The 20,251-nt window shown below is 57.1% G+C and carries 18 protein-coding genes; 9 read left to right on the top strand and 9 right to left on the bottom strand.

All coding sequences use genetic code 11. The features are described from left to right. The first annotated feature begins 40 nt into the window (after positions 1–40). Positions 41–646 carry a TetR/AcrR family transcriptional regulator gene (locus FBZ97_RS04040; RefSeq protein WP_113332868.1) on the top strand — a complete coding sequence of 202 codons (606 nt, stop codon included), beginning with the start codon at positions 41–43 and terminating at the stop codon, positions 644–646. A 66-nt stretch (positions 647–712) separates the two neighbouring features. Here the strand turns inward: FBZ97_RS04040 and FBZ97_RS04035 are convergent, their stop codons facing one another. From FBZ97_RS04035 to FBZ97_RS04015, 5 genes are all read right to left on the bottom strand, one after another. Then, complete coding sequence (locus FBZ97_RS04035) at positions 713–1,717, bottom strand: ABC transporter ATP-binding protein (protein ID WP_113390572.1); 1,005 nt, start codon at positions 1,715–1,717, stop codon at positions 713–715. 12 nt (positions 1,718–1,729) lie between these two features. After that, the gene (locus FBZ97_RS04030; RefSeq protein ID WP_113351932.1) at positions 1,730–2,794 is read right to left on the bottom strand and encodes a Gfo/Idh/MocA family oxidoreductase; all 1,065 of its coding nucleotides are present in this window, start codon (positions 2,792–2,794) and stop codon (positions 1,730–1,732) included. Further along, positions 2,791–3,630 (bottom strand): carbohydrate ABC transporter permease, encoded by an 840-nt coding sequence (locus tag FBZ97_RS04025; RefSeq protein WP_015340408.1) that lies wholly within the window; start codon positions 3,628–3,630, stop codon positions 2,791–2,793. The genes FBZ97_RS04030 and FBZ97_RS04025 overlap by 4 nt, the downstream gene beginning before the upstream one ends. Before the next feature lie 12 nt (positions 3,631–3,642). Beyond that, entirely contained in the window at positions 3,643–4,596 is a 954-nt protein-coding gene (locus FBZ97_RS04020) for a sugar ABC transporter permease (protein ID WP_145316658.1), read from the bottom strand. Positions 4,597–4,797: 201 nt separating this feature from the next. Continuing rightward, on the bottom strand, positions 4,798–6,057 hold the full coding sequence (locus tag FBZ97_RS04015; RefSeq protein ID WP_113351930.1) for an ABC transporter substrate-binding protein: 1,260 nt from the start codon (positions 6,055–6,057) through the stop codon (positions 4,798–4,800). On the opposite strand from FBZ97_RS04015, the gene FBZ97_RS04010 reads away from it, so the two are divergent. From FBZ97_RS04010 to FBZ97_RS04000, 3 genes are all read left to right on the top strand, one after another. Continuing rightward, complete coding sequence (locus tag FBZ97_RS04010) at positions 6,021–6,413, top strand: hypothetical protein (protein WP_145316656.1); 393 nt, start codon at positions 6,021–6,023, stop codon at positions 6,411–6,413. The genes FBZ97_RS04015 and FBZ97_RS04010 overlap by 37 nt on opposite strands. A 187-nt stretch (positions 6,414–6,600) precedes the next feature. Further along, positions 6,601–7,485, top strand: a complete 885-nt coding sequence (locus tag FBZ97_RS04005) for a BadF/BadG/BcrA/BcrD ATPase family protein (protein WP_145316654.1) — start codon at positions 6,601–6,603, stop codon at positions 7,483–7,485. Then, positions 7,482–8,246 carry a GntR family transcriptional regulator gene (locus tag FBZ97_RS04000; RefSeq protein WP_069612582.1) on the top strand — a complete coding sequence of 255 codons (765 nt, stop codon included), beginning with the start codon at positions 7,482–7,484 and terminating at the stop codon, positions 8,244–8,246. The genes FBZ97_RS04005 and FBZ97_RS04000 overlap by 4 nt, the downstream gene beginning before the upstream one ends. A gap of 130 nt (positions 8,247–8,376) precedes the next feature. Here the strand turns inward: FBZ97_RS04000 and metH are convergent, their stop codons facing one another. Further along, on the bottom strand, positions 8,377–12,153 hold the full coding sequence (gene metH, locus FBZ97_RS03995) for a methionine synthase (protein ID WP_145316652.1): 3,777 nt from the start codon (positions 12,151–12,153) through the stop codon (positions 8,377–8,379). 268 nt (positions 12,154–12,421) lie between these two features. Here metH and FBZ97_RS03990 point away from each other — a divergent pair, with 268 nt between their 5' ends. Beyond that, positions 12,422–13,678 (top strand): AGE family epimerase/isomerase, encoded by a 1,257-nt coding sequence (locus tag FBZ97_RS03990; RefSeq protein ID WP_145316650.1) that lies wholly within the window; start codon positions 12,422–12,424, stop codon positions 13,676–13,678. Positions 13,679–13,720: 42 nt separating this feature from the next. On the opposite strand, the gene FBZ97_RS03985 is transcribed toward FBZ97_RS03990, so the two are convergent. Both FBZ97_RS03985 and FBZ97_RS03980 read right to left on the bottom strand, forming a co-directional pair. After that, entirely contained in the window at positions 13,721–14,209 is a 489-nt protein-coding gene (locus FBZ97_RS03985) for a heme-degrading domain-containing protein (RefSeq protein ID WP_113332860.1), read from the bottom strand. 59 nt (positions 14,210–14,268) lie between these two features. After that, a complete protein-coding gene (locus FBZ97_RS03980; protein WP_113332859.1) occupies positions 14,269–15,207 on the bottom strand; it encodes an ATP-grasp fold amidoligase family protein in 939 nt (312 codons plus the stop codon). Between the two features lie 93 nt (positions 15,208–15,300). On the opposite strand from FBZ97_RS03980, the gene FBZ97_RS03975 reads away from it, so the two are divergent. Next, positions 15,301–16,809, top strand: coding sequence for an oligosaccharide flippase family protein (locus tag FBZ97_RS03975; RefSeq protein WP_145316648.1), 1,509 nt, complete (start codon positions 15,301–15,303; stop codon positions 16,807–16,809). A gap of 4 nt (positions 16,810–16,813) precedes the next feature. On the opposite strand, the gene FBZ97_RS03970 is transcribed toward FBZ97_RS03975, so the two are convergent. Continuing rightward, positions 16,814–17,974 (bottom strand): polysaccharide biosynthesis protein GumK, encoded by a 1,161-nt coding sequence (locus tag FBZ97_RS03970; RefSeq protein ID WP_186449442.1) that lies wholly within the window; start codon positions 17,972–17,974, stop codon positions 16,814–16,816. A 334-nt stretch (positions 17,975–18,308) separates the two neighbouring features. On the opposite strand from FBZ97_RS03970, the gene FBZ97_RS03965 reads away from it, so the two are divergent. The 3 genes from FBZ97_RS03965 (at position 18,309) to FBZ97_RS03955 (ending at position 20,221) form a co-directional block, all read left to right on the top strand. Then, on the top strand, positions 18,309–19,277 hold the full coding sequence (locus FBZ97_RS03965; protein ID WP_145316646.1) for a polysaccharide lyase: 969 nt from the start codon (positions 18,309–18,311) through the stop codon (positions 19,275–19,277). A 131-nt stretch (positions 19,278–19,408) separates the two neighbouring features. Further along, positions 19,409–19,705 (top strand): hypothetical protein, encoded by a 297-nt coding sequence (locus tag FBZ97_RS03960; protein ID WP_069612587.1) that lies wholly within the window; start codon positions 19,409–19,411, stop codon positions 19,703–19,705. A gap of 309 nt (positions 19,706–20,014) precedes the next feature. After that, positions 20,015–20,221: a hypothetical protein gene (locus FBZ97_RS03955; protein WP_069612588.1), complete on the top strand. Its 207-nt coding sequence runs from the start codon at positions 20,015–20,017 to the stop codon at positions 20,219–20,221. Positions 20,222–20,251: the final 30 nt, after the last annotated feature.

The raw sequence follows: 20,251 nt of genomic DNA, 5'->3' as shown, positions 1-20,251 counted from the left end.
CGCAAGCAATAAAGAGAGATCGCTCTCAATGGAGATAGCAATGCGCTACAGCGCCGAACATAAGGAAGAGACCCGGACGCGGGTGGTCGCTGCTGCAGGGCAAGTCTTTCGCAGGGAAGGCTACGGCGGCGCAGGCATTGATGCACTGACGAAAGCGGCCGGCGTTACCAACGGCGCCTTCTACGGACACTTCAAGTCCAAGAGCGAAGCGTTTCGCACCGCCGTCGTGGAAGGATTGGAAGAGCTGCGCCAAGCGATCCTAACGCTCAGGCAAAACCAGCCGAAAGACTGGTTGAAGGCGCTCGCCAGCTTTTACCTCGGCTACAAGCGGACTTGCGATCTCGGGGACAGCTGCACACTGCCAAGCCTTTCCCCCGATGTCATGCGTGCTGACGAGGAAACGCGCCGCGCCTATACGGTGGAATTGAAAAAACTCATCGCCGATGTCGCTGCCGGCCTGCCGGAGAACACAAGCTCTGGTGAAACAACGGCAGAGGATCGTGCCATTGTTCTTCTCGCTACGCTGAGCGGTGGTCTGACGCTTGCCCGCGCCGTCTCCGACCCCGCCCTTTCCGTCCACATAGCCGAAGTCATTGAGCGGGCTGCTCTGACAGCGGGCGATCCTCCGCGGCCGCAAAGCGAATGACGATGCAACTCAAGCGGACGAGATGCAGCCAAGACGGAGCCTATTGCCTCCTCTCGGTGGGGCCATTCACGCCCGGATCGCCTTGTCGTTCACATCGAAACGATGCATCTGGTTCGCATCCGGCGTCGCATAAACCATTTCGTCCGGCTCGTATTTGTGTTCACCGAAGAGACGCGCCGTGAGAAGACCGGTGGCCTCCGACTCCAGATAGATGATGGTGTCCGCGCCGAGATGCTCGACGTGGATGACTTTGGCGGCCCATGTGCCCTGATCGCGTGATAGCGTAATATGCTCGGGGCGGATGCCGACGGTCTTGGCGCCGCTTTCGCCGAGACGCTCGGCCGCGATGAAATTCATCTGCGGCGAGCCGATGAAGCCGGCAACGAAAGTATTGGCCGGGCGGTTATAAAGCTCCATCGGCGAGCCAATCTGCTCGATCGCACCGGCATTGAGCACGACGATCTTATCGGCAAGCGTCATCGCTTCGACCTGATCGTGGGTCACGTAGATCATCGTTGCCTGCAGGCTGCGATGCAGCCGGGCGATTTCGAGGCGCGTCTGCACACGCAGCGCCGCATCGAGATTCGACAGCGGCTCGTCGAAGAGGAAAAGCTCCGGTTCGCGCACGATGGCGCGGCCGATGGCGACGCGCTGGCGCTGGCCACCGGAAAGCTCCGATGGCCGGCGGGCGAGATAAGGCGCAAGTGAGAGCATGCCAGAGGCCTTTTCGACGCGGCTGTCGATCTCGGCCTTCGGCGTGCCGGCCTGCTTGAGGCCCAGGCCCATATTGTCCTTGACGGTCAGATGCGGATAGAGCGCATAGGACTGGAAGACCATCGAGATGCCACGCTTGGCGGGCGGCGTCACAGTCACATCCTGGCCGTTGATCAGCACGGCACCGGAGGTCACATCTTCGAGACCTGCGATGCTGCGCAGCAGGGTCGACTTGCCGCAACCGGAAGGACCGACGAAGATGACGAACTCACCATCCTTCACCTCGAGGTCGATGCCCTTCAGCACGTCATGCGTACCATAGGCCTTGCGGATGGATTTCAGTTGAAGCGATCCCACAGTCTTTTGTCCTTATAGATAAACGGGCTTGCCGGTGCGCACGCTCTCATCGGCAGCGAGGCATATGCGCAAAGATTGAACGGCATCAGTCATATGACGATTGAGGTCGAGATCCTCGCGGATGGCCTTCAGCATGAAGGCCTGCTCGAAGTTGCACAGTTCCTGGTGACCCGGTTCGCCGTCCATATGCAAGTCCTGATCCGGCCGGATGAACTGGCCGTCGGGTCCCGTTTCAGCGCTATGCAGCCGGATGACGGATGTCTTCGTATGCATGTCGATATCGTCGGACTTGGCGTTCTGATCCATGGCGATCGAAACCGAGCCGTTCGGCGACATGACATCCTTCACGAAGAAGGCCGTCTCCGAGATCATGGGACCCCAGGCGGCCTCGTACCAGCCAACGGAACCGTCTTCGAAGATCACCTGCAGATGGCCGTAATTATACATGTCCGGCTTGATCTCCTGCGTCAGCCGCAGGCCCATGCCGCGCACCTCGACGGGCTTGGCATCGGTGATCTGACACATGACGTCGACATAATGCACGCCGCAATCGACGATCGGCGACGTCATCTGCATCAGCGCCTTGTGCGTCGCCCAGGTCGGACCGCTCGATTGCTGATTGAGATTCATGCGGAAGACATAGGGGCCGCCGAGCTTGCGCGCTTCGGCAATCAACCGCATCCACGAGGGATGATGGCGCAGGATATAGCCGATCGTCAGCTTCTTGCCGGCTTTCTTTGCCGCCGCGACCACACGCTCGGCATCTTCGACCGTCGTGGCCAGCGGCTTCTCGACGAAGACGTGGCAGCCGGCTTCGAAGGCCATGACGGCGAAATCGGCATGGCTATCGGAATAGGTATTGATAGAGCAGAGGTCCGGCTTCAGCTCCTTCAACGCCGTCTCGAAATCCGGATGGACCGTATATCCCCGCAACTCCTCGGGCAGCTCCCGCTTGGAGCGGTTGACGAGGCCGACGATCTCGAAGCCCGGATTGTTGTGATAGGCCAGTGCATGGCTGCGGCCCATATTGCCAAGGCCGGCAACGAGAACGCGGATCGGCTTTTCAGATAGGCTCACTTGACTGCTCCGGAGGTAATGCCGCGAATGAGTTGGCGCGAAAAGATGACGTATAGGATGAGGATCGGCAGGATAGCGAGCGTCAGCGCCGCCAGCACCGCATTCCAGTTGGTGACGAACTGGCCGATGAAGATCTGCGATCCGAGCGTCACCGTCTTTGTCGCCTCGCTCGGCGCCAGGATCAACGGGAACCAAAGATCGTTCCAGATCGGGATCATGGTGAAGACGGCAACCGTCGCCATCGCCGGGCGAACCAGCGGCAGGACGAGGCGGAAGAAGATCGCATATTCGCTGAGGCCGTCGATGCGGCCGGCATTCTTCAGGTCGTCAGAAACCGTCCGCATGAACTCGGACAGGATGAAGATCGCGAGAGGCAGACCCTGTGCGGTATAGACAAGGATCAGCGCCGTCAGCGTGTTGACGAGGCCGGCGGCCACCATGCCCTGCAAGATCGCAACGGTGCCGAGGCGGATCGGGATCATGATGCCGATCGCCAGATAAAGGCCCATGACCGTATTGCCACGGAAGCGATACTCCGACAGCGCGAAGGCGGCCATCGCGCCGAACAGCAGCGTCAGGATGATCGAGACGATCGTGACAACAAAGCTGTTCTGGAAATAGGTGAGGAAGTCCCCCTGCTTCAGAACGGTGTCATAGCCGATCATGCTGAAGGAGGACGGCGTCGGGACGCTCAAGGGCGCGCGAAAAATCGAGGCGCGATCCTTGAACGAATTGATGACGGTCAGGAACACCGGAAAGATGGCTACGAGCGTATAGGCGATGAGCGCCAGATGCACGAGGCCGGTGCGAAGGGTGGAAGTGCGTGCCTTGGACATGGGTCGCCCTCCTCAGAACTGGTAGCGACGGATGCGCCGCTGTACGATGAAAAGATAGAAGGAAACGCCGGCCAGGATGATGAGGAACATCACCGTCGCGATCGTCGCGCCCATAGAGCGGTCACCGAGCTGCAGCTGGAAGCCGAAGAAAACGCGATAAAGCAGCGTACCCAGGATATCGGTCGAGCCATCCGGCCCCGCCAGTGCGCCTTGTACGGTATAAACCAGGTCGAACGCATTGAAATTGCCGACGAAGGTCAGGATCGAGATGATGCCGATCGCTGGTAATACCAGCGGCAACTTGATCTTCCAGAACTGGCTCCAGCCGGTGATGCCGTCACATTCGGCAGCTTCGATCACCTCTTCGGGGATGTTGAGCAACGCGGCATAGATCAGCATCATCGGAATGCCGACATATTGCCAGACCGAGATAAGCGCGACGGTAACCAGCGCCGTGCTCGGCCTGCCGAGCCACGGGGCGAAGAACGATTTCAGACCGATGACATTCAAAAGCTCAGGCGCAACACCCCAGAGCGGCGAGAGGATCAGCTTCCAGATGAAGCCGACGACGACGAAGGAAAGCAGCGTCGGCAGAAAGATGGCGGTGCGGTAGAATGCGACGAAACGCAGCTTCGGTAAGGACAGGAGTGCAGCCAGCGCCACACCGATCGGATTCTGCACGCACATATGGATGGCGAAAAAGATCAGGTTGTTGCGCAGCGCATTCCAGAAATCGTGAGACCAGCGGTCATCGCCGAACAGGACCTTGAAATTGTTCAGGCCGACGAAGACAGATTGATTGTCGACGACGTTGTAAAGCGACAGCCGCAAGGTCTCGATCAGCGGCAGGATCATGACCGCCGTATAGACGACAAAGGCCGGGAAAAGGAAAACGAGGATGTGCCAGCGCTTGGAGCGCCTGATCGGCGTTACGTCAAGGGCGTCTGATGTCGCGGCGTCGCTCATGGCTTTCTGCCTGTTTTTCTTGGCTGCCTGATGAGACGGCAGTGCAAAGGTTCAAATCCGCCCGTTGCCCCGGCTCTCTGGCCGGATGGAAGCGACATCAGGCGTGTCGAATGTAACGGCGAAATGATCGCCAATCCAATTACTCAAGATAACGAAAAGGGCGAGGCGCCTGAATGGCCCCTCGCCCACATCATGCGATGCTTACTTGCCTGGCTTGTACCAGCTGTCGAGGCCCTTTTGGAGCTTCTCGGCAGCCTGTTCCGGAGTGTCCGTGCCGTTGATCACGTTTGCGGATTCGGTCCAGGTCTCATTTTCCAGGTTCGGCGTGCCGCGCGACAGGATCTGATAGGTGGAACGAACCGTCGACTTGTGATTGTCACGCCAGGAAACGAATTCCTGGGCGAGCGCATCGCTCATCTTCACCGGATGCGAGTTCAGGCTGAAGAAGCCCGGCAGCGAGTTGGCATAGATGGTTGCAAACTCGTCGGAAGCGACCCAGTCGAGGAACTTCTTGGCTTCTTCCTGGTGCTTGCTCTTCGTATTCAGGCCGACACCGATATCCGGATGGTCGGAGATGTAGGCGGTGTCGCCAGCCTTTGCGACCGGCGGCGGGAAGGCGCCCATCTTGAATTGCGCCTGGGTGTTGAAGAGAGCAATTTCCCAGGAGCCGGCCGGATAGATCGCAGCCTTGCCGAGCGTGAAGAGGTTCTGGCTGTCGGCATAGCCCTGCGCTTCGAAGCCGTCGCCGAGATAGGGCTTCCACTTGGCCAGTTCCTTGTAGGGATCGACCCACGGAGCGTCCGTCAGCTTTTCCTTGCCCGCGATCAGGGCCTTGCGGCCTTCCTCACCCTTCCAGTAGTTCGGGCCGATGTTCTGGTAGCCCATGGTAGCGGCCTCCCAGAGGTCCTTCGTGCCCATCGCCATCGGAATGTAGGTGCCATCAGCCTTGATCTTGTCGAGAACGGCGAAGAACTCGTCACGCGTCGTCGGTACCTTCAGGCCGAGCTTGTCGAAAGCGTCCTTGTTGTAGATGAAACCGTGGATGACCGAAGCCATCGGCACGCAGAAGGTCGACTTGCCATCATCGGTCGACCAGGCAGCCTTGGCGACAGCCGAGAAGTTTTCCATGCCCTTCAGCTTGGTCAGATCGACAAGATGCTTCTTGTTGAAGAGGTCGAGCGAGGCGTCGAACGGACGGCAGGTGATGATATCGCCCGCTGAACCGGCATCGAGCTTGGCGTTCAGCGATGCATTGTATTCGGTTGGAGCCGTCGGCGAGAAGACAATCTTGATCCCCGGGTTCTTCGCCTCGAAAGCCGGGATGATCTTTTCCTGCCAGATCTGCAGGTCGTCGTTACGCCAGCTTTCGACCGTCAGCGTCACATCGGCCGCATGCGCCAGGCTGACAGAAGTCAGCAGGCTCGATGCAAGAAGCAAGCCTTTCAGAACATTGGTTTTCATTTCCCTCTCCTGTTTTCCGCGCCATGGCAAGCGCTGTTCTCGATCTGAAAATCCGCTGGCCTGTCCGAGGAGACGGTCAGCGCTCCATAGGGACCGCCAATATTGCCGACCCCTCCATGCAAAAGGCTTCAGAGGCTTTGCCCGATCAGCCCAATCAATTGCCGTTGCCGCCACTGGACGGAGACACAGCAAGAACCACGCGGGAAAATTATGACGAACGTCAAAATGGGATCCTCCTGATCCCTAACGGCCTGGCGCAACGACGAGATGCGCGCCCTTCCGCCTCACTTACCGGCTGTTGTTTTTCTGCCGGCTTTGCCGATGTCCGTTCGCACTGTTCCCTTGGACCGAATTAAGTCCAAAAAAATACCAATTGTCCAGCCGAATTTAACTTTCGGATACAAAAAGATTGGAGCTCATTAATTTAATAAGGTAATTCAATGAGATAAAAACAATCAAAAATGCCTGCCTGGCCTATTGGTAAATGGTATTTTTTTGGTATTGTATGGAAAAAACGGGGAACAGGCGGCATCCGGAGGCGTGATGGGGCAGTTTGCAATTGGTATCGATGGCGGTGGCACGAGTTGCAGGGCGGCTGTCATAGACGCTGCGGGAAAGGTGCTCGGCACCGGCAAAGCCGGCGCGGCGAACATCCTCTCCGATCTGGAAAACTCGCTGATCCATATCGTCGCCTCGGCAAAGCAGGCCTTGATCGATGCGAACCTCGCCCCTGAACTGCTGCGGGAATTGCCTGCCATTATCGGAACCGCCGGGGCCAATGTCGGCGATTATGGTAAGCAGGTCGAAGCCGCCCTGCCCTTTGCGAGCACACGTGTTGTCACCGATGCGACCATCGCCCTTCAAGGCGCGCTTGGCGACGCCGATGGCGTTATCGGCGCCTTTGGCACCGGCTCTGTCTACAATGCCCGCCGCGGCGGCAAAAGCTGGGGCATCGGCGGCTGGGGGTTTGTCGTCGGCGATCAGGCAAGCGGCGCGCGCCTTGGTCGCGATCTGCTCGAAAAAGCGCTTCTGGCTCATGACCGGGTGACACCCGGCTCAGCGCTGACGGCATCGATCATGGCGGAATACGGCAATGATCCCGAACGGATCGTCGAATTTGCGCACGCCTCCAAGCCCAAGGATTTTGCCCGCTATGCGCCTGTTATCTTCGAATATGCCGGCATGGAGGATGCGGTCGCCATCGACATCGTGAGAACTGCGGCAAAATCGATAACCGAAAGCCTGGATGCGCTGCTTTGGCCGGAATGCCCTTCGATCTGCCTTCTCGGCGGCGTCGCTCAGGCTTATCGTCCCTGGCTCGACGAACGTCACAAGGCGATTCTCGCCGAACCCAAGGGCGATGTCTTGCGCGGCGCCGTGGAACTGGCAGCAAAACTGCTGCGGGGCGGAGAGGAAAACAGGGCATGACTGAAGATTTGAGTGCAATCTTCTCGCCGGAGCGCCTTTCCGTGGGCGGCACAGGCCCGCTCTACGTCAAGCTGCGCCGCACGCTCGAGGAGGCAGTGAAGGTCGGGAGGCTGAAGCATGGGGATGCACTGCCGCCGGAACGTGACATTGCCGAATTTGCTGCGGTCAGCCGCGTCACTGTCCGCAAGGCAATCGACGACCTCGTCGCCGAAGGCATACTCGTCCGCCGCCACGGCTCGGGCACATTCGTCGCAAAACCCGTTTCAAAGGTGGAGCAGCGGCTGTCGCAGCTGACATCCTTTACCGAGGACATGGCGCGGCGCGGGATGACAGCTCGCTCCGAATGGCTGCATAAGGGTATCCACACGCCCTCCCCGGATGAGATGATGATCCTCGGCCTTGCCGCCGACACCAAGGTATCGCGGCTGAGCCGTCTCCGCATTGCAGACGACCAGCCACTGGCGATCGAGCATGCCAGCGTCTCCGGCGAATTCCTGCCGGATCCGTCTGTCGTGACCACATCGCTCTACGCAGAACTGGAAAAGCGTCAGGTGCGCCCTGTTCGCGCGGTGCAGCGCATATCCGCGACCAACATGAAAGAGGCCGATGCGGGCTTGCTCGGCGTTCCCGTCGGCGCGGCCGGCCTTTCGATCGAGCGCATCTCCTATCTCGGTTCCGGCCGCGCAGTGGAATTCACCCGGTCGCTCTATCGCGGCGACGCCTATGATTTCGTCGCGGAACTGACGATTGGCGCGAATTAGCTCACGTCTGCAAGACCGTAAAAATCCCAGAATCAAAAAAAGCGCCACCCCAACCGAATGGCTGAGGTGGCGCTTGTATAGAGAATCAAATTCTAAGCTAAACTCGGCAAGTCTTTGACATGACTCGCGATCAGGCCGCGTCGTCGACCGCGGCCTCGCGCTTCTCCGGCACATAATTGAGAACCGGACCCAACCAGCGCTCCACCTCGCCCACGGGCATGCCCTTGCGGGCAGCGTAGTCCTCGACCTGATCGCGCTCGATCTTGGCAACACCGAAATAGTAGGAAGACGGGTGAGCGATATAAATGCCCGAGACGGAAGAACCGGGCCACATCGCATAGCTTTCCGTGAGCTTTACGCCCGTTGCCGCTTCGGCATCCAGCAGGCGGAAAAGCGTATCCTTCTCGGTATGGTCAGGCTGCGCCGGATAGCCCGGTGCTGGACGGATGCCCGCATAGGCTTCTTGAACGAGCTCCTCGCTCGTGAAATTCTCATCCGCGGCATAGCCCCAGAACTCTCGACGCACCCGCTCATGCATCCGCTCGGCGAACGCTTCGGCAAAGCGGTCGGCCAGTGCCTTGACGAGGATCGACGAATAATCGTCATTGGTGCGCTCGAAGCGTTCGGCAATGGCCACTTCCTCGATACCAGCCGTAACAACGAAGCCACCGACATAATCACCAACACCGCTGGAAACCGGCGCGACGAAGTCCGACAACGCGACATTCGGACGACCATCCCGCTTCGACAGCTGCTGCCGCAGCGTATAGAAGGTTGCAAGCTCCTCTTTACGGCTTTCGTCGGTGAACAGCCTGATATCGTCGCCGACCGCGCCCGCCGGCCAGAAACCGATGACGGCGCGTGGGCGGAACCAGTTTTCCGCGATGATCTTTTCCAGCATTGCCTGCGCATCGCTGTAAAGCTGGCGTGCGGCCTCGCCTTGCTTCTCGTCTTCGAGAATTGCCGGAAAACGTCCCTTGAGCTCCCAGGTCTGGAAGAATGGGGTCCAGTCGATATATTTCGCCAATTCGGCAAGATCGTAGCTCTCGAACACCTTGGTTCCGAAGAACTGCGGTCTGACCGGCTTGTAATCAGACCACTCCACCTTCTCGGCATTCTCGCGCGCCCTTGCGATCGACAGGCGCACCTTCTCCGCCTCGCTGCGCGCGTGGGCGGCCGCGACCTTGGAATACTCAGCCCGAACGGTATCGATATAGCCCTGCCGCGCATCCTGCGATAGCAGAGCGGATACGACGCCAACGGCACGGCTCGCATCCGTAACATAGACGGTTTGCCCCCGGTGATAACCGGGATGGATCTTCACCGCGGTATGGACGCGGCTCGTCGTAGCGCCACCGATCAACAACGGTATATCGAAGCCCTGCCGCTCCATCTCGGAAGCGACATGCACCATTTCGTCCAGAGACGGCGTGATGAGCCCCGACAGACCGATAATATCGACCTTCTCTGCGATCGCAGTTTCGAGAATCTTCGTCGCCGGCACCATGACGCCAAGATCGATGATCTCATAATTGTTGCAGGCGAGTACGACCCCGACGATATTCTTGCCGATGTCGTGGACATCACCCTTGACGGTCGCCATCAGCACCTTACCGGCCGACTTCCTCTCTCCGTCGCCGCCATTGGCGAGCTTCTCGGCCTCCATGTAGGGAAGCAGCACGGCAACTGCTTGCTTCATCACACGGGCGGACTTCACCACCTGCGGTAGGAACATCTTACCCGAACCGAAGAGGTCGCCAACGACATTCATGCCGGCCATCAGCGGGCCTTCGATGACATGCAACGGCCGTTCAGCAGCCTGGCGCGCTTCCTCTGTATCGGCCTCGATATATTCGGTAATGCCGTTGACCAACGCATGTTCGAGCCGCTTCTCCACCGGCCATTCGCGCCAGGAAAGATCCTGTGCCTTGGCCTCCTTACTGCCGGAACCGCGGAAGCGTTCGGCAATCTCAAGCAGGCGCTCTGTGCTGTCCGGACGGCGGTTGAGCACGACGTCCTCGCAGGCTTCCCGCAGTTCCGGGTCGATATTGTCATAGACGGCAAGCTGCCCGGCATTGACGATGCCCATGTCCATACCCGCCTGAATGGCGTGATAGAGGAACACGGCATGCATCGCCTCGCGAACGGGTTCGTTGCCGCGGAACGAGAAGGACAGGTTTGAGACACCGCCGGAAATATGAACGAGCGGCATCGTCTGGCGGATCGTCCTCGTCGCCTCGATGAAGTCGACACCGTAGTTGTTGTGCTCTTCGATACCCGTCGCAACGGCGAAGATATTCGGATCGAAGATGATGTCTTCCGGCGACAGGCCCGCCACTTCCGTCAACAGTTTATAGGCACGCGAGCAGATCTCGACCTTGCGCTCGTAGCTATCAGCTTGACCTGTCTCATCGAAGGCCATGACGACGACCGCTGCGCCGTACATGCGCATCAATCGAGCCTGCTTGAGAAAATTCTCCTCGCCTTCCTTCAGCGAAATGGAGTTGACGATCGGCTTGCCTTGAACGCATTTCAGGCCGGCCTCGATAATCGAGAACTTCGAACTGTCGATCATGACCGGAACGCGGGCAATATCCGGTTCGGCGGCGATGAGGTTGAGAAACTCTACCATCGCCTTTTCAGAATCGATCAGGCCCTCGTCCATGTTGATGTCAATGACCTGCGCACCATTCTCGACCTGGTCGCGAGCAACGGCAAGCGCCGCCGTATAATCGGCATTGGTGATCAGCTTGCGGAATTTCGCCGAACCGGTGACATTCGTGCGCTCGCCGACGTTGACGAACGGGATGTCCTTGGTCAACTCGAACGGCTCGAGACCGGAGAGCGACATGAACGGCCGATGTTCGGCAAGCTGGCGCGGCGGATATTTCGAAACCGCCTGAGCGATCGCCGCAATATGCTCGGGCGTGGAGCCACAGCAGCCACCAACGATATTGACCAGACCTTCGCGGGCGAATTCCTCGACCTGAGCGGCCATCATCTCGGGCGTCTCGTCATACTGACCGAATTCGTTCGGCAATCCGGCATTAGGATAGGCGCAAATGAAGGTGTCCGCGGCTGCGGAAAGCTCCTGCAGATGCGGCCGCATGGCATTGGCTCCAAGCGCACAATTGAGGCCGATCGTGAAGGGGCTGGCGTGGCGCACGGAATTCCAGAAGGCTGACGGCGTTTGACCGGACAGCGTGCGCCCGGAAAGATCGGTGATGGTGCCTGAAATCATGACGGGCAAACGGATGCCCTTGGCCTCGAAACGCTCTTCGCAGGCAAAGATCGCCGCTTTTGCGTTCAGCGTATCGAAAATCGTCTCGATCAGAATGATATCGGCACCACCATCGATCAGGCCATCGATCTGCTCGCCATAGGCAAGACGCAAATCATCAAAGGTAACCGCACGATAGCTAGGATTGTTGACATCGGGAGAGATGGAGGCGGTCCGATTGGTCGGACCGATGGCGCCCGCAACGAAGCGGCGCTTGCCATCCTCACGCTCTGCGCGGATCGCCGCTCGGCGCACAATTTCCGCGCCCTCCTTGTTGAGGTCGTAGACCGCACCTTCCATCTGGTAGTCCGCCTGCGCGATGCTGGTGGATGAGAAAGTGTTGGTCTCCAGAATATCGGCGCCCGCCTTGGCGTAGCGATAATGTATCTCTTCAATCGCACCGGGCTGGGTCAAAATGAGAAGGTCGTTGTTGCCCTTCTGGTGGCAGGCACAGCCGACGAAACGATGACCGCGAAACTGATCTTCGTCAAAGCCAAGGCCTTGAATCTGCGTGCCCATGGCGCCATCAAGCACGAGGATTCGCTCGCTCGCAGCCTTTCGCAAGGCCTCAAACACCTCGCTGCCGTCGCGCTTCGCCGTTCCCGAACCAAAAAGATTGTCAAACATAAGCGAACTCCTCTGGCCTGATTGCGACTTCACAATCAGATCACATAAAGATATCTTTATGTCAACATATCTATGCTTTTAACCACTCGATAGCAAGAACGATGCGTCCATCCTTCCGGCCGTTTCAGGAAAATAACCGCACCATGGGCTAATTGCCGATCCGACCATGGACAACGCAGTGCCGACGACACAGTTTCGTCCATAACGCCATGACAGCGCTTTCGGGCGGCGCTATACGACGTCGGGAAAAGAATCCATGGAGGACGGCATGAACATACAGGTTGAACCCGCAGCGCTCGGAAACTGGAGCACGCGCGCCTACCATCGGCGTTGGCTACTTGATCAAGCGGACGCGCTTTTCGATTTCTTCCAGTACCGCACCGTCAATCCCAAAGGCGGCTTCTACGACATGGACGATGCCGGCAAGCCGTTGGATAAGGCAAATCCCGTGCGCGGCATTCATTCGACCGCCCGCATGGTGCACTGCTTCTCGATCGGGTCGTTGCTCGGTCGTCCCGGCGCAAACGAAATTGTCGACCACGGCATGAACTATCTATGGAATCATCATCGCGATACGGAGCATGGCGGCTACTTTTGGTCGCTGAACAATGACGGCCCCGTCGATTCCAGCAAGCAGGGCTATGGCCACGCTTTTGTGCTGCTTGCTGCCTCATCCGCAAAGACGATCGGCCATCCACTGGCCGATGGCATGTTGGCAGATGTCACGGAAATTCTGAATACTAAGTTCTGGGAAGCGAAGTACGGAGCGATTGCCGAGGAATTCAATCGAGATTGGTCGTTGATCGACGGAGGCACCTATCGCGGCCAGAACTCCAACATGCACCTGACGGAAGCCTTGATGGCCGCATTCGAAGCGACCGGCGACAAGACATATCTCGAAAAAGCAGAAAGCATCGCCGATCTCGTCATTCGCCGCTCGGCTGGATCCGTCGGCTGGCGCGTTGCCGAACACTTCAACGCCGATTGGGTGCTCGACAAGAATTACCGCGGCAACGAGATGTTCCGTCCATCGGGAACGACACCAGGGCACTGGCTGGAATGGGCGCGTCTCATTCTGCAACTCTGGGCGCTTGGGGAAAAGCGTCATGACTGGATGCCAGAAGCAGCCAAGGGTCTCTTCTCCCAATCCATGTCACTCGGCTGGGACAACAAGAAGAATGGATTCTTCTATACGCTCGACTGGGAAGATGTGCCGGCAAAGCGCAACAAGCTTTGGTGGCCTGCATGCGAGGGTGCCGGTGCGGCTCACTATCTGAATGAACACGTCCCGAGCGATTTCCACGAAGAAAGCTACCGCAAGATCTGGAGCGTAATCGGCCAGGCCTTTATCGATCGTGCCAATGGCGGCTGGCATGAGGAACTGACGGAAGATCTCGTTCCCGCTCACACGCTGTTCCCGGGCAAGGGCGATATCTATCACGCCCTGCAGGCATGCCTCATCCCCCTCTTCCCGGCAACGGGAAGCTTGACCAAAGTCATCGCCGAGGCTGGCGGCAAGATCTAAAATCGGCGGCGGCGCCCGATCGACGAGCGCCGCCTCGCCGCTCTATGCGAGGCTGAGATTGTGAAGCTCGTGGCCGAGAGTGAGAGCCAAGGCTTCGACAACGAGATTATGGTCTTCCCGCTGCGGCAGCCCAGAAACGGTGACGGCGCCGATGCAGCCCGTGCCGTTGACGAAGATCGGAAAGCTGCCACCAGACGCAGCATATTCGGTGCTGGAAAGCCCGTTGTCTTCGATCGTTTTGCCCTGCTGCTGCAGCCGCAACGTGCTGGCGTAGCTGCTTCGGAAGTAACGCAGCACCATGTTGCGCTTCCGACGGATCCAGTTGGAGTTGTCGGGCGTCGAACCGGGCAAAGCTATGTAGAAAACCGGCATGGAATGAAGCGTGATATCGATAGCAACACCCATGTTGCGCTCGCTGGCGAGGTCGCGCAACAGCTTGCCGAGCACCCAAGCGGTCGAAAGGTCAAAAGCATCGAAACGCAGCGTTTCCTCTTGCAACTCGATTCGAGCAAGGTCCTGGTCGATCGTCATGGAAAACCTTCTTTAAAAATGGATCGGCCTATCAAACGCGCAGAGAATGATTTGTCCACCTATCTCTTCGGTATTTCGAAGCCAAGCTGCCACTTCTGACCGATTGAGAAGTCATATTCATCCGGCTCGAATGCCTCGAAACCTCCGCCTGGATAGAAGGTCAGCTCCCCGACGCGGACCCACTCTGCCGACGCATAGAGATCGACACGAACGAAGTCGATATCGCGAGCGACCGTTTCAGCGACGTGAATCATCTCCTCGAGCCGCGACGGGCGGGCTACTTCGCCTGGATAGAGACCGAGATAATCCCGGTCATAGAACGGCAGCTTCTGCCAGTCGGGAGTGTAGTTGCACGAATAGCCTCGACCATTTTCGCGTATGTCGATCTCGATATGCGAGACCTTCCCGCCAAATGTGAAGAACCGGTAGTCCCACGGAACTCGCCCATCGATGAGCAGCATGCTTTCAATAAGAATGCGAGGCTTTAATTGGCTGTAAGCCCACTCTCTGTTGTAACGGGAATGATTGATTGCCAGCCACTCGCCGGACGGATCGTTCTTAAGGAGACGATCGACGTCGGCTTCACCGTAGAGAAATCGCCCCACACCGCTCGCATGGGTTGGCTTCACAACTGCCGGCAATGAAATCCCTGACCAATCCACGGAGGCTAGATCGTTCCCAACCCAAAGCGTCGGGATAACATATTGGCTGCCAACCCTTTCTCCAATCAACCCTTTCGCATCGGCCTTGTCTACGAGGCGCGGAAAGAGAGGGTTGCGATCGTATAATTTGCGCGCCTGTACCTTCTCGGTAAAGGTTTGAGGAGATGACAAATTAGGGAATTTGCCGCGAATGGCGCGATACTTAAGCGCACAATAGGTCTTATCGGGCAAAGGCGACATGAGCCGCCAGAGAAGGTTATGCGCGCGCTCGCGCAATCCCTTCTGCAGATATCCCGGGATGAGAAATCCATCTTGATCGGCGGCTCGATCTATCATGGTGACGGTCTCGAATTTCAACTAGAAAGCAAGTGAAAACTATCAGCCGCCCTTTAACACAAGGTTATGCGTAAGCCTTCAAGATAGATAACCATGAGCGCGTTCGTACCCAATCTCCTAAAAAGCTCGTTGATTAGCTTGGCGGCGACGTTCATCTCGCTTGCCGCGGGCTTTGCGAGCAGCATCATCGCAGCCCGCCTGCTCGGTCCTGCGGGGTCTGGCAACGTCGCCTACGCATTATGGATTGCAACGTCAGCTGCAGCATTGGCCGACATGGGCCTGCCTCAGACCCTGCTGCGCAATGCGGGCGGCCACGCGGACGATGGTGATGCATGGAAGGCGTTGGTCGTCACTGCGCTCCGCAGTTTCCTTATATCGGTCAGCATGGTCAGTATAGGGATTCTTCTCTTTGCCGCGATCACCTATGCTTATCGCGATGCATGGCATGCGTGCTTCTGGCTGGTCACCGGGCTCCTCTTTCTTAGTTATGCGTTCTACGCATTTTCCACAGCCGTGGCACGCGGAAGAAACCGGTTCGGGCAGACCGCCCGCACTACCCTGCTCGGTGGGGCTATGCAGGTCCCACTTGTATTCATCGGAGCCTGGCTGCTGGGTCCGACAGGAGCTTTAATCGGCTATATCGCCCGCTACCTACCGCAAGCCTTGAAATTGCGCGACTATGTCCACCCCACCGCAAAACATTCGCGGAAAAATCTATCGCCGGAAATGTTGCGCTATGGCCGGTACATCTGGTTCAGCGATCTCATCGAGATCCTCATCCTCTCCCGCATTGAATTCCTTTTTCTCGGCATCTTTCTTTCTCCCACCAGTATCGGCTACTTCGCTGCCGGACTCGGTCTGGCCGGCCTCATCGAACAGATCATGCTCCAGATATCGCCGGCATTAATCGTCAACTTCACCGAAGCTCATGCAAGAAGCGATCCGCAGTCTCTCAATGCAGCTTACAGGCGCGTCATCCGCATAGTCGCCCTGGTCATGCTCCCGATCAGCATGGGTGGCGCAGCCATCATGCCTGAGCTTTTGCCGACGATCTTCGGCGATGTTTTCGAGCCCGCCGTGCCGGCTGCAACCACGCTGCTAGCCTTCGTATGGCTTGCCGGCATGTCCGTGATCCCCTGGAGTATCATCAGTGCAGCTGGACGAAGCGCCATTGTGCTACGCGTGCAGATTACAAGCGCTGTAGCAACGATACTCTTGCTAATCGCTTTCGTGCCATCCCTCGGCCTGGAAGGCGCGGCTCTAGCTCGCGCGATGACCGTGACATTGACGTTTGTGTTGCTTTGCTGGATGGCCCGGAAATATGTCGGCGTCACAGTCCCTTTGACTGCGTTGGCGAAAACGGTTCTTGCGGCAGCTCTCTGTGCGGGTGCAGCAAGCCTCGGCATTTACAGTCTCGATGGGCTACCGGCACTTTTAAGCGCCATTCCCGCTGGAGCAATTACCTATCTGTTGGCTATTCGTTTCTTACGCTTGATTACGACCGAGGACGTACAAATTCTGATGACGACGGCTGGTGGAAGATTGCCGAGCGTATCACGTCTTTTCGCTGGCAGATTGCTAAGCTTCCTTGCACCCGGCTGAGCGATTATTGGGCTTCGTATGCGGCAGCCAGAGTTTGCCGCGCAACCTCGTCCCAGGTCATTATTCCATCGCGGAAAGCCGCCGAACGCTGCATCGCCAGCGCTGCGTCGATCTTTTCTCGCCAGGCGACCTCGCCATCCAATCGATAAGCAATGCCGTTAGTACGGGTAAAGGGAACGAGGTCAGGTAACAGGATCGGCAGACCACAATAGCTGTATTGGGCGAGTTTCAGGCTCGATTCCGCGAGATAGACCTCATCCGCGGTCAAGCGATAGGGAGCAATACCGAAATCAGCATGTTGCACGTAAGGGATGATGCTCTCAAAGTCCTTTTCGCCGTAGATGGTGACATTCGGTCGGGCCCAACCATTCCATGTGGCACCAAAAACATGAAAATTCACATCCGGCGCGGCAGCAGCCATCGCGGCGACGGAAGTTTGGTCAAAAAGCATATTGCCGATGGAAATTGCATTGCGGCTACCGGGGGTATAGGGGGATGGCAGTTCGCGATCGAACAGAGTCGCATCAACGCCTTGCGGGATAGTACGCACACGCCCGCCAGGGGGGAGCATGGCACCCAGCCGCTGTGAAGGAACGCAAATCGCATCAAAGTGGGCGATCTGCCGAACTTCGATATCCTGTAGCGCCGAGGCAGCCCCGATGGTTCTCAGTAGATCGCGACAAAAATACAAAATCCGCGCCCTTGGATTTATTTTCTTGACCTTGGACAAGAAAGCCAGAGCGGAACCGCTCTCAATCAGCACTAGATCTGCGTCGGCTATAGCACGGCGCGCAAAGGGAGGGAAAAAGCTGCCATAGAGCCAAAATAGCGCGGGGCTAACTGCATTGATAAAACGGTTACCGGAACTGAAAGCATGTAGTGGAGGGAGATATGCGCCGGCTCTCAAATTAGCAGCGATGGTCTGAAACCGGTTTGCCTGATCTTGGGACAAAGCACGAAAGCGCCGGCGATCCTTAAGCAAAGTGAGCCAGCTGTGGCCGATAGTGAGAAAATGGACTTCATGCCCCTGCTCGGCCCAGCGGGATGCAATGAAGTGAATTGACGCCTTGCGGTAGCCGCGCAAAAACGCATGCGACGTCAAGATCACGATTTTTCGTCGTAGCTGCGCCTCTCGGCTGCCCAGCTCTAGTTCACCATTTGCCAAAGGCGGTCCCCAACAGCGACCCTCAGCCGGTTTATGTCATGACCGACATTCAAACATCGATGAGGTCGCAGCGACGAACAGTCATGTCCGGGGCATTGATAGCCGCAACCAAAGCCCAATTCCGCGGGATATGAACCGCAAGCGCCTAACATGCGGTTAAAGTTGTATCATCAATCATCACATTCATAGGCTGCAGCTCGCCTGGAATTGATCAGAATTGAACAGTGGGTCATCAACCCGGCATTTTAAAGTAACACGGCTCTCGCTTGCCTGTGGGAAGCGAACAGGTCATTGATAATGCTTTACGAATGTCTCGCCACAGGAATAGCCCAGCATGAATGCAAAGTACGCACTGCCCGCCATACTGGCCTGCACCTGCGCCGCAACACCGGTTCTGGCCGATAGCCCCTCACAAATGGTGCTGCGTGATGGTTTCGACGGCACAGATTTCGCCCCCTCTGGCCATCTTTATTATCGCGACAACTTCGAGCAAAAGGCCGGAACGATCGAATTTCAATCGGAAGTCAAGCATTCTGGAACCGGCGCATTGAAATTGAGCGTCAGACCATTCTGCCCACCGGGTAAAGCAAACTGCAGCGAGAGAGCCGAAATATGGGAGCGCACAAAGTATCGCGTTCCATACGACCAGGGGGTTTGGTACGGTTTTGCCGTAAAATTCGCCGATCCCGTACCCTCAGGCGACCATCGCTACCTTATCGCGCAATGGAAGCGAGAAATCGGGCCGAACGCCAAAGGGGATTTCAGCCCCTTCCTCGCACTGCGGCTCAATAATGGCAAACTCTTCGCAACCGTTGAAACCAACTACGTTGCTCCCATCAAGAAACACAAGCCCGAAAGCAACGGCAAAGCCTGCAGCGATGACGAAGCGCCGGTCTGGTTCCGTCCCGACACCAATCAAATGCGCGCATTGGTGGCCACCGACGACAACTGGGGCGTATCCGACGGACAAGAATTTACAGGCTGCACAGATGCCATAAAAGTAATAAATCGTGGAAACAAGCTACCAGCGCCGACATCAGGCTGGATCGATTTTGCCATTTACAGCAAACCCGGCCCCGATGGTTCTGGCCATATTGAGATATTCGCTAACAACAAATGGATCGTTACAGTTACCGGTCACATAGGACATGCCGATCACGGATTAGGAAAGAATCAATACTTCAAGTTTGGCCCTTATCGCGCCGCCGATACAATAGTGTGGACGCTTTACTATGATGATTTTCGCCGCTCACCCCACTGCGCCGATGTATTATCGGATCCCAGCCTTTGTCCTATCAAGTGACAAGGTTGCCAAGGATGCGTGCCTCTAGATCAATTGAGCGACCCACATCCCGAGCGTGCGCTTTTTTTGAGAAATGGCCGAACTTTTTCCTTTCTCGATAGTTATCTTCTTTCGTGAAGGAGGTGACCGAAATGCTTACTACCCATCGCGATTGCAAACAGCATGTGAAGAGGAATGCGATACCCTCACTAGGTGAAATTGAAGGGCGAGTTGCGGTCCTGGAAATTGTCGCCCAGTCTGCGCTGACACATGTGTTCGACGAAGGTGAAGTCGATATCGATGCGGCCTTGCTGGCCCAGATCCGTAGAGCGATGCACCGCAAATGCAAGGACTTGAAACTTGACGGCGACGATACGGCATCGGCACTTTTATACGCCGAGGAATTGATTGAGGCCGCGGTTAAGGCGTCGCACCCAATCCATCAATGATGCCTTCTCCGCCAAGGCTGGTTTTGTCCCTCTTAGTGGCGCTGGCAATTACGCTCGGCGTCCTCTTGTTTGTTGCACCACACGATACAGCGGTGAAGATTGTCCCTTCCGTCGCACCGCCCGGCGGGCATCAAAATCGGCAATAATTTGCCCAAGAATAGACCTGTGTCACGTTAAGACACATGCAGTCTGTCCCATATCAGGCTGCCGTTAACGTCGCGCGATGAACTCGGTTGCAAATTTCCAAAATCCAAGCAGTGTTCGCTTCACCCGCCCGATGCCAAGCTCCAGCAATGAATGGTGTAGCGAATGTCTATGATGGTCAATGCGCCGCTTTACCCTGATGACATCGATGTTCTCGCAGGCGCACTTTTTGCATGGTGTGCCGAACGCAGTATTAAATTACAAAGCCAGGAAGGTCTGTCGGCAGCCAATCTGGCCATTGATCTCTATAACGCCGGCTATCAAACACAAGATCAGTTGCTTGGCGCATTGCATGACTACGATTTTCATTGATGCCTCGCCTGGACATCTAGCTTTGCATCT

The organism is Rhizobium sp. ERR 942, from assembly GCF_007828395.1.
GTDB lineage: Bacteria > Pseudomonadota > Alphaproteobacteria > Rhizobiales > Rhizobiaceae > Rhizobium > Rhizobium dioscoreae.
This window is presented reverse-complemented; position numbering and strand designations above follow the sequence as displayed.

Bases quoted from the DNA above. Each gene is read 5' to 3' on its own strand.
- FBZ97_RS03990 (WP_145316650.1), top strand. From the start codon at position 12,422: ATGAACATACAGGTTGAACCCGCAGCGCTCGGAAACTGGAGCACGCGC.
- FBZ97_RS03985 (WP_113332860.1), bottom strand. From the start codon at position 14,209: ATGACGATCGACCAGGACCTTGCTCGAATCGAGTTGCAAGAGGAAACG.
- FBZ97_RS03980 (WP_113332859.1), bottom strand. From the start codon at position 15,207: ATGATAGATCGAGCCGCCGATCAAGATGGATTTCTCATCCCGGGATAT.
- FBZ97_RS04040 (WP_113332868.1), top strand. From the start codon at position 41: ATGCGCTACAGCGCCGAACATAAGGAAGAGACCCGGACGCGGGTGGTC.
- FBZ97_RS03965 (WP_145316646.1), top strand. From the start codon at position 18,309: ATGAATGCAAAGTACGCACTGCCCGCCATACTGGCCTGCACCTGCGCC.
- FBZ97_RS03975 (WP_145316648.1), top strand. From the start codon at position 15,301: ATGAGCGCGTTCGTACCCAATCTCCTAAAAAGCTCGTTGATTAGCTTG.
- FBZ97_RS04020 (WP_145316658.1), bottom strand. From the start codon at position 4,596: ATGAGCGACGCCGCGACATCAGACGCCCTTGACGTAACGCCGATCAGG.
- FBZ97_RS04000 (WP_069612582.1), top strand. From the start codon at position 7,482: ATGACTGAAGATTTGAGTGCAATCTTCTCGCCGGAGCGCCTTTCCGTG.
- FBZ97_RS03960 (WP_069612587.1), top strand. From the start codon at position 19,409: ATGCTTACTACCCATCGCGATTGCAAACAGCATGTGAAGAGGAATGCG.
- FBZ97_RS03955 (WP_069612588.1), top strand. From the start codon at position 20,015: ATGTCTATGATGGTCAATGCGCCGCTTTACCCTGATGACATCGATGTT.
- FBZ97_RS04015 (WP_113351930.1), bottom strand. From the start codon at position 6,057: ATGAAAACCAATGTTCTGAAAGGCTTGCTTCTTGCATCGAGCCTGCTG.
- metH (WP_145316652.1), bottom strand. From the start codon at position 12,153: ATGTTTGACAATCTTTTTGGTTCGGGAACGGCGAAGCGCGACGGCAGC.
- FBZ97_RS04010 (WP_145316656.1), top strand. From the start codon at position 6,021: ATGCAAGAAGCAAGCCTTTCAGAACATTGGTTTTCATTTCCCTCTCCT.
- FBZ97_RS04025 (WP_015340408.1), bottom strand. From the start codon at position 3,630: ATGTCCAAGGCACGCACTTCCACCCTTCGCACCGGCCTCGTGCATCTG.
- FBZ97_RS04005 (WP_145316654.1), top strand. From the start codon at position 6,601: ATGGGGCAGTTTGCAATTGGTATCGATGGCGGTGGCACGAGTTGCAGG.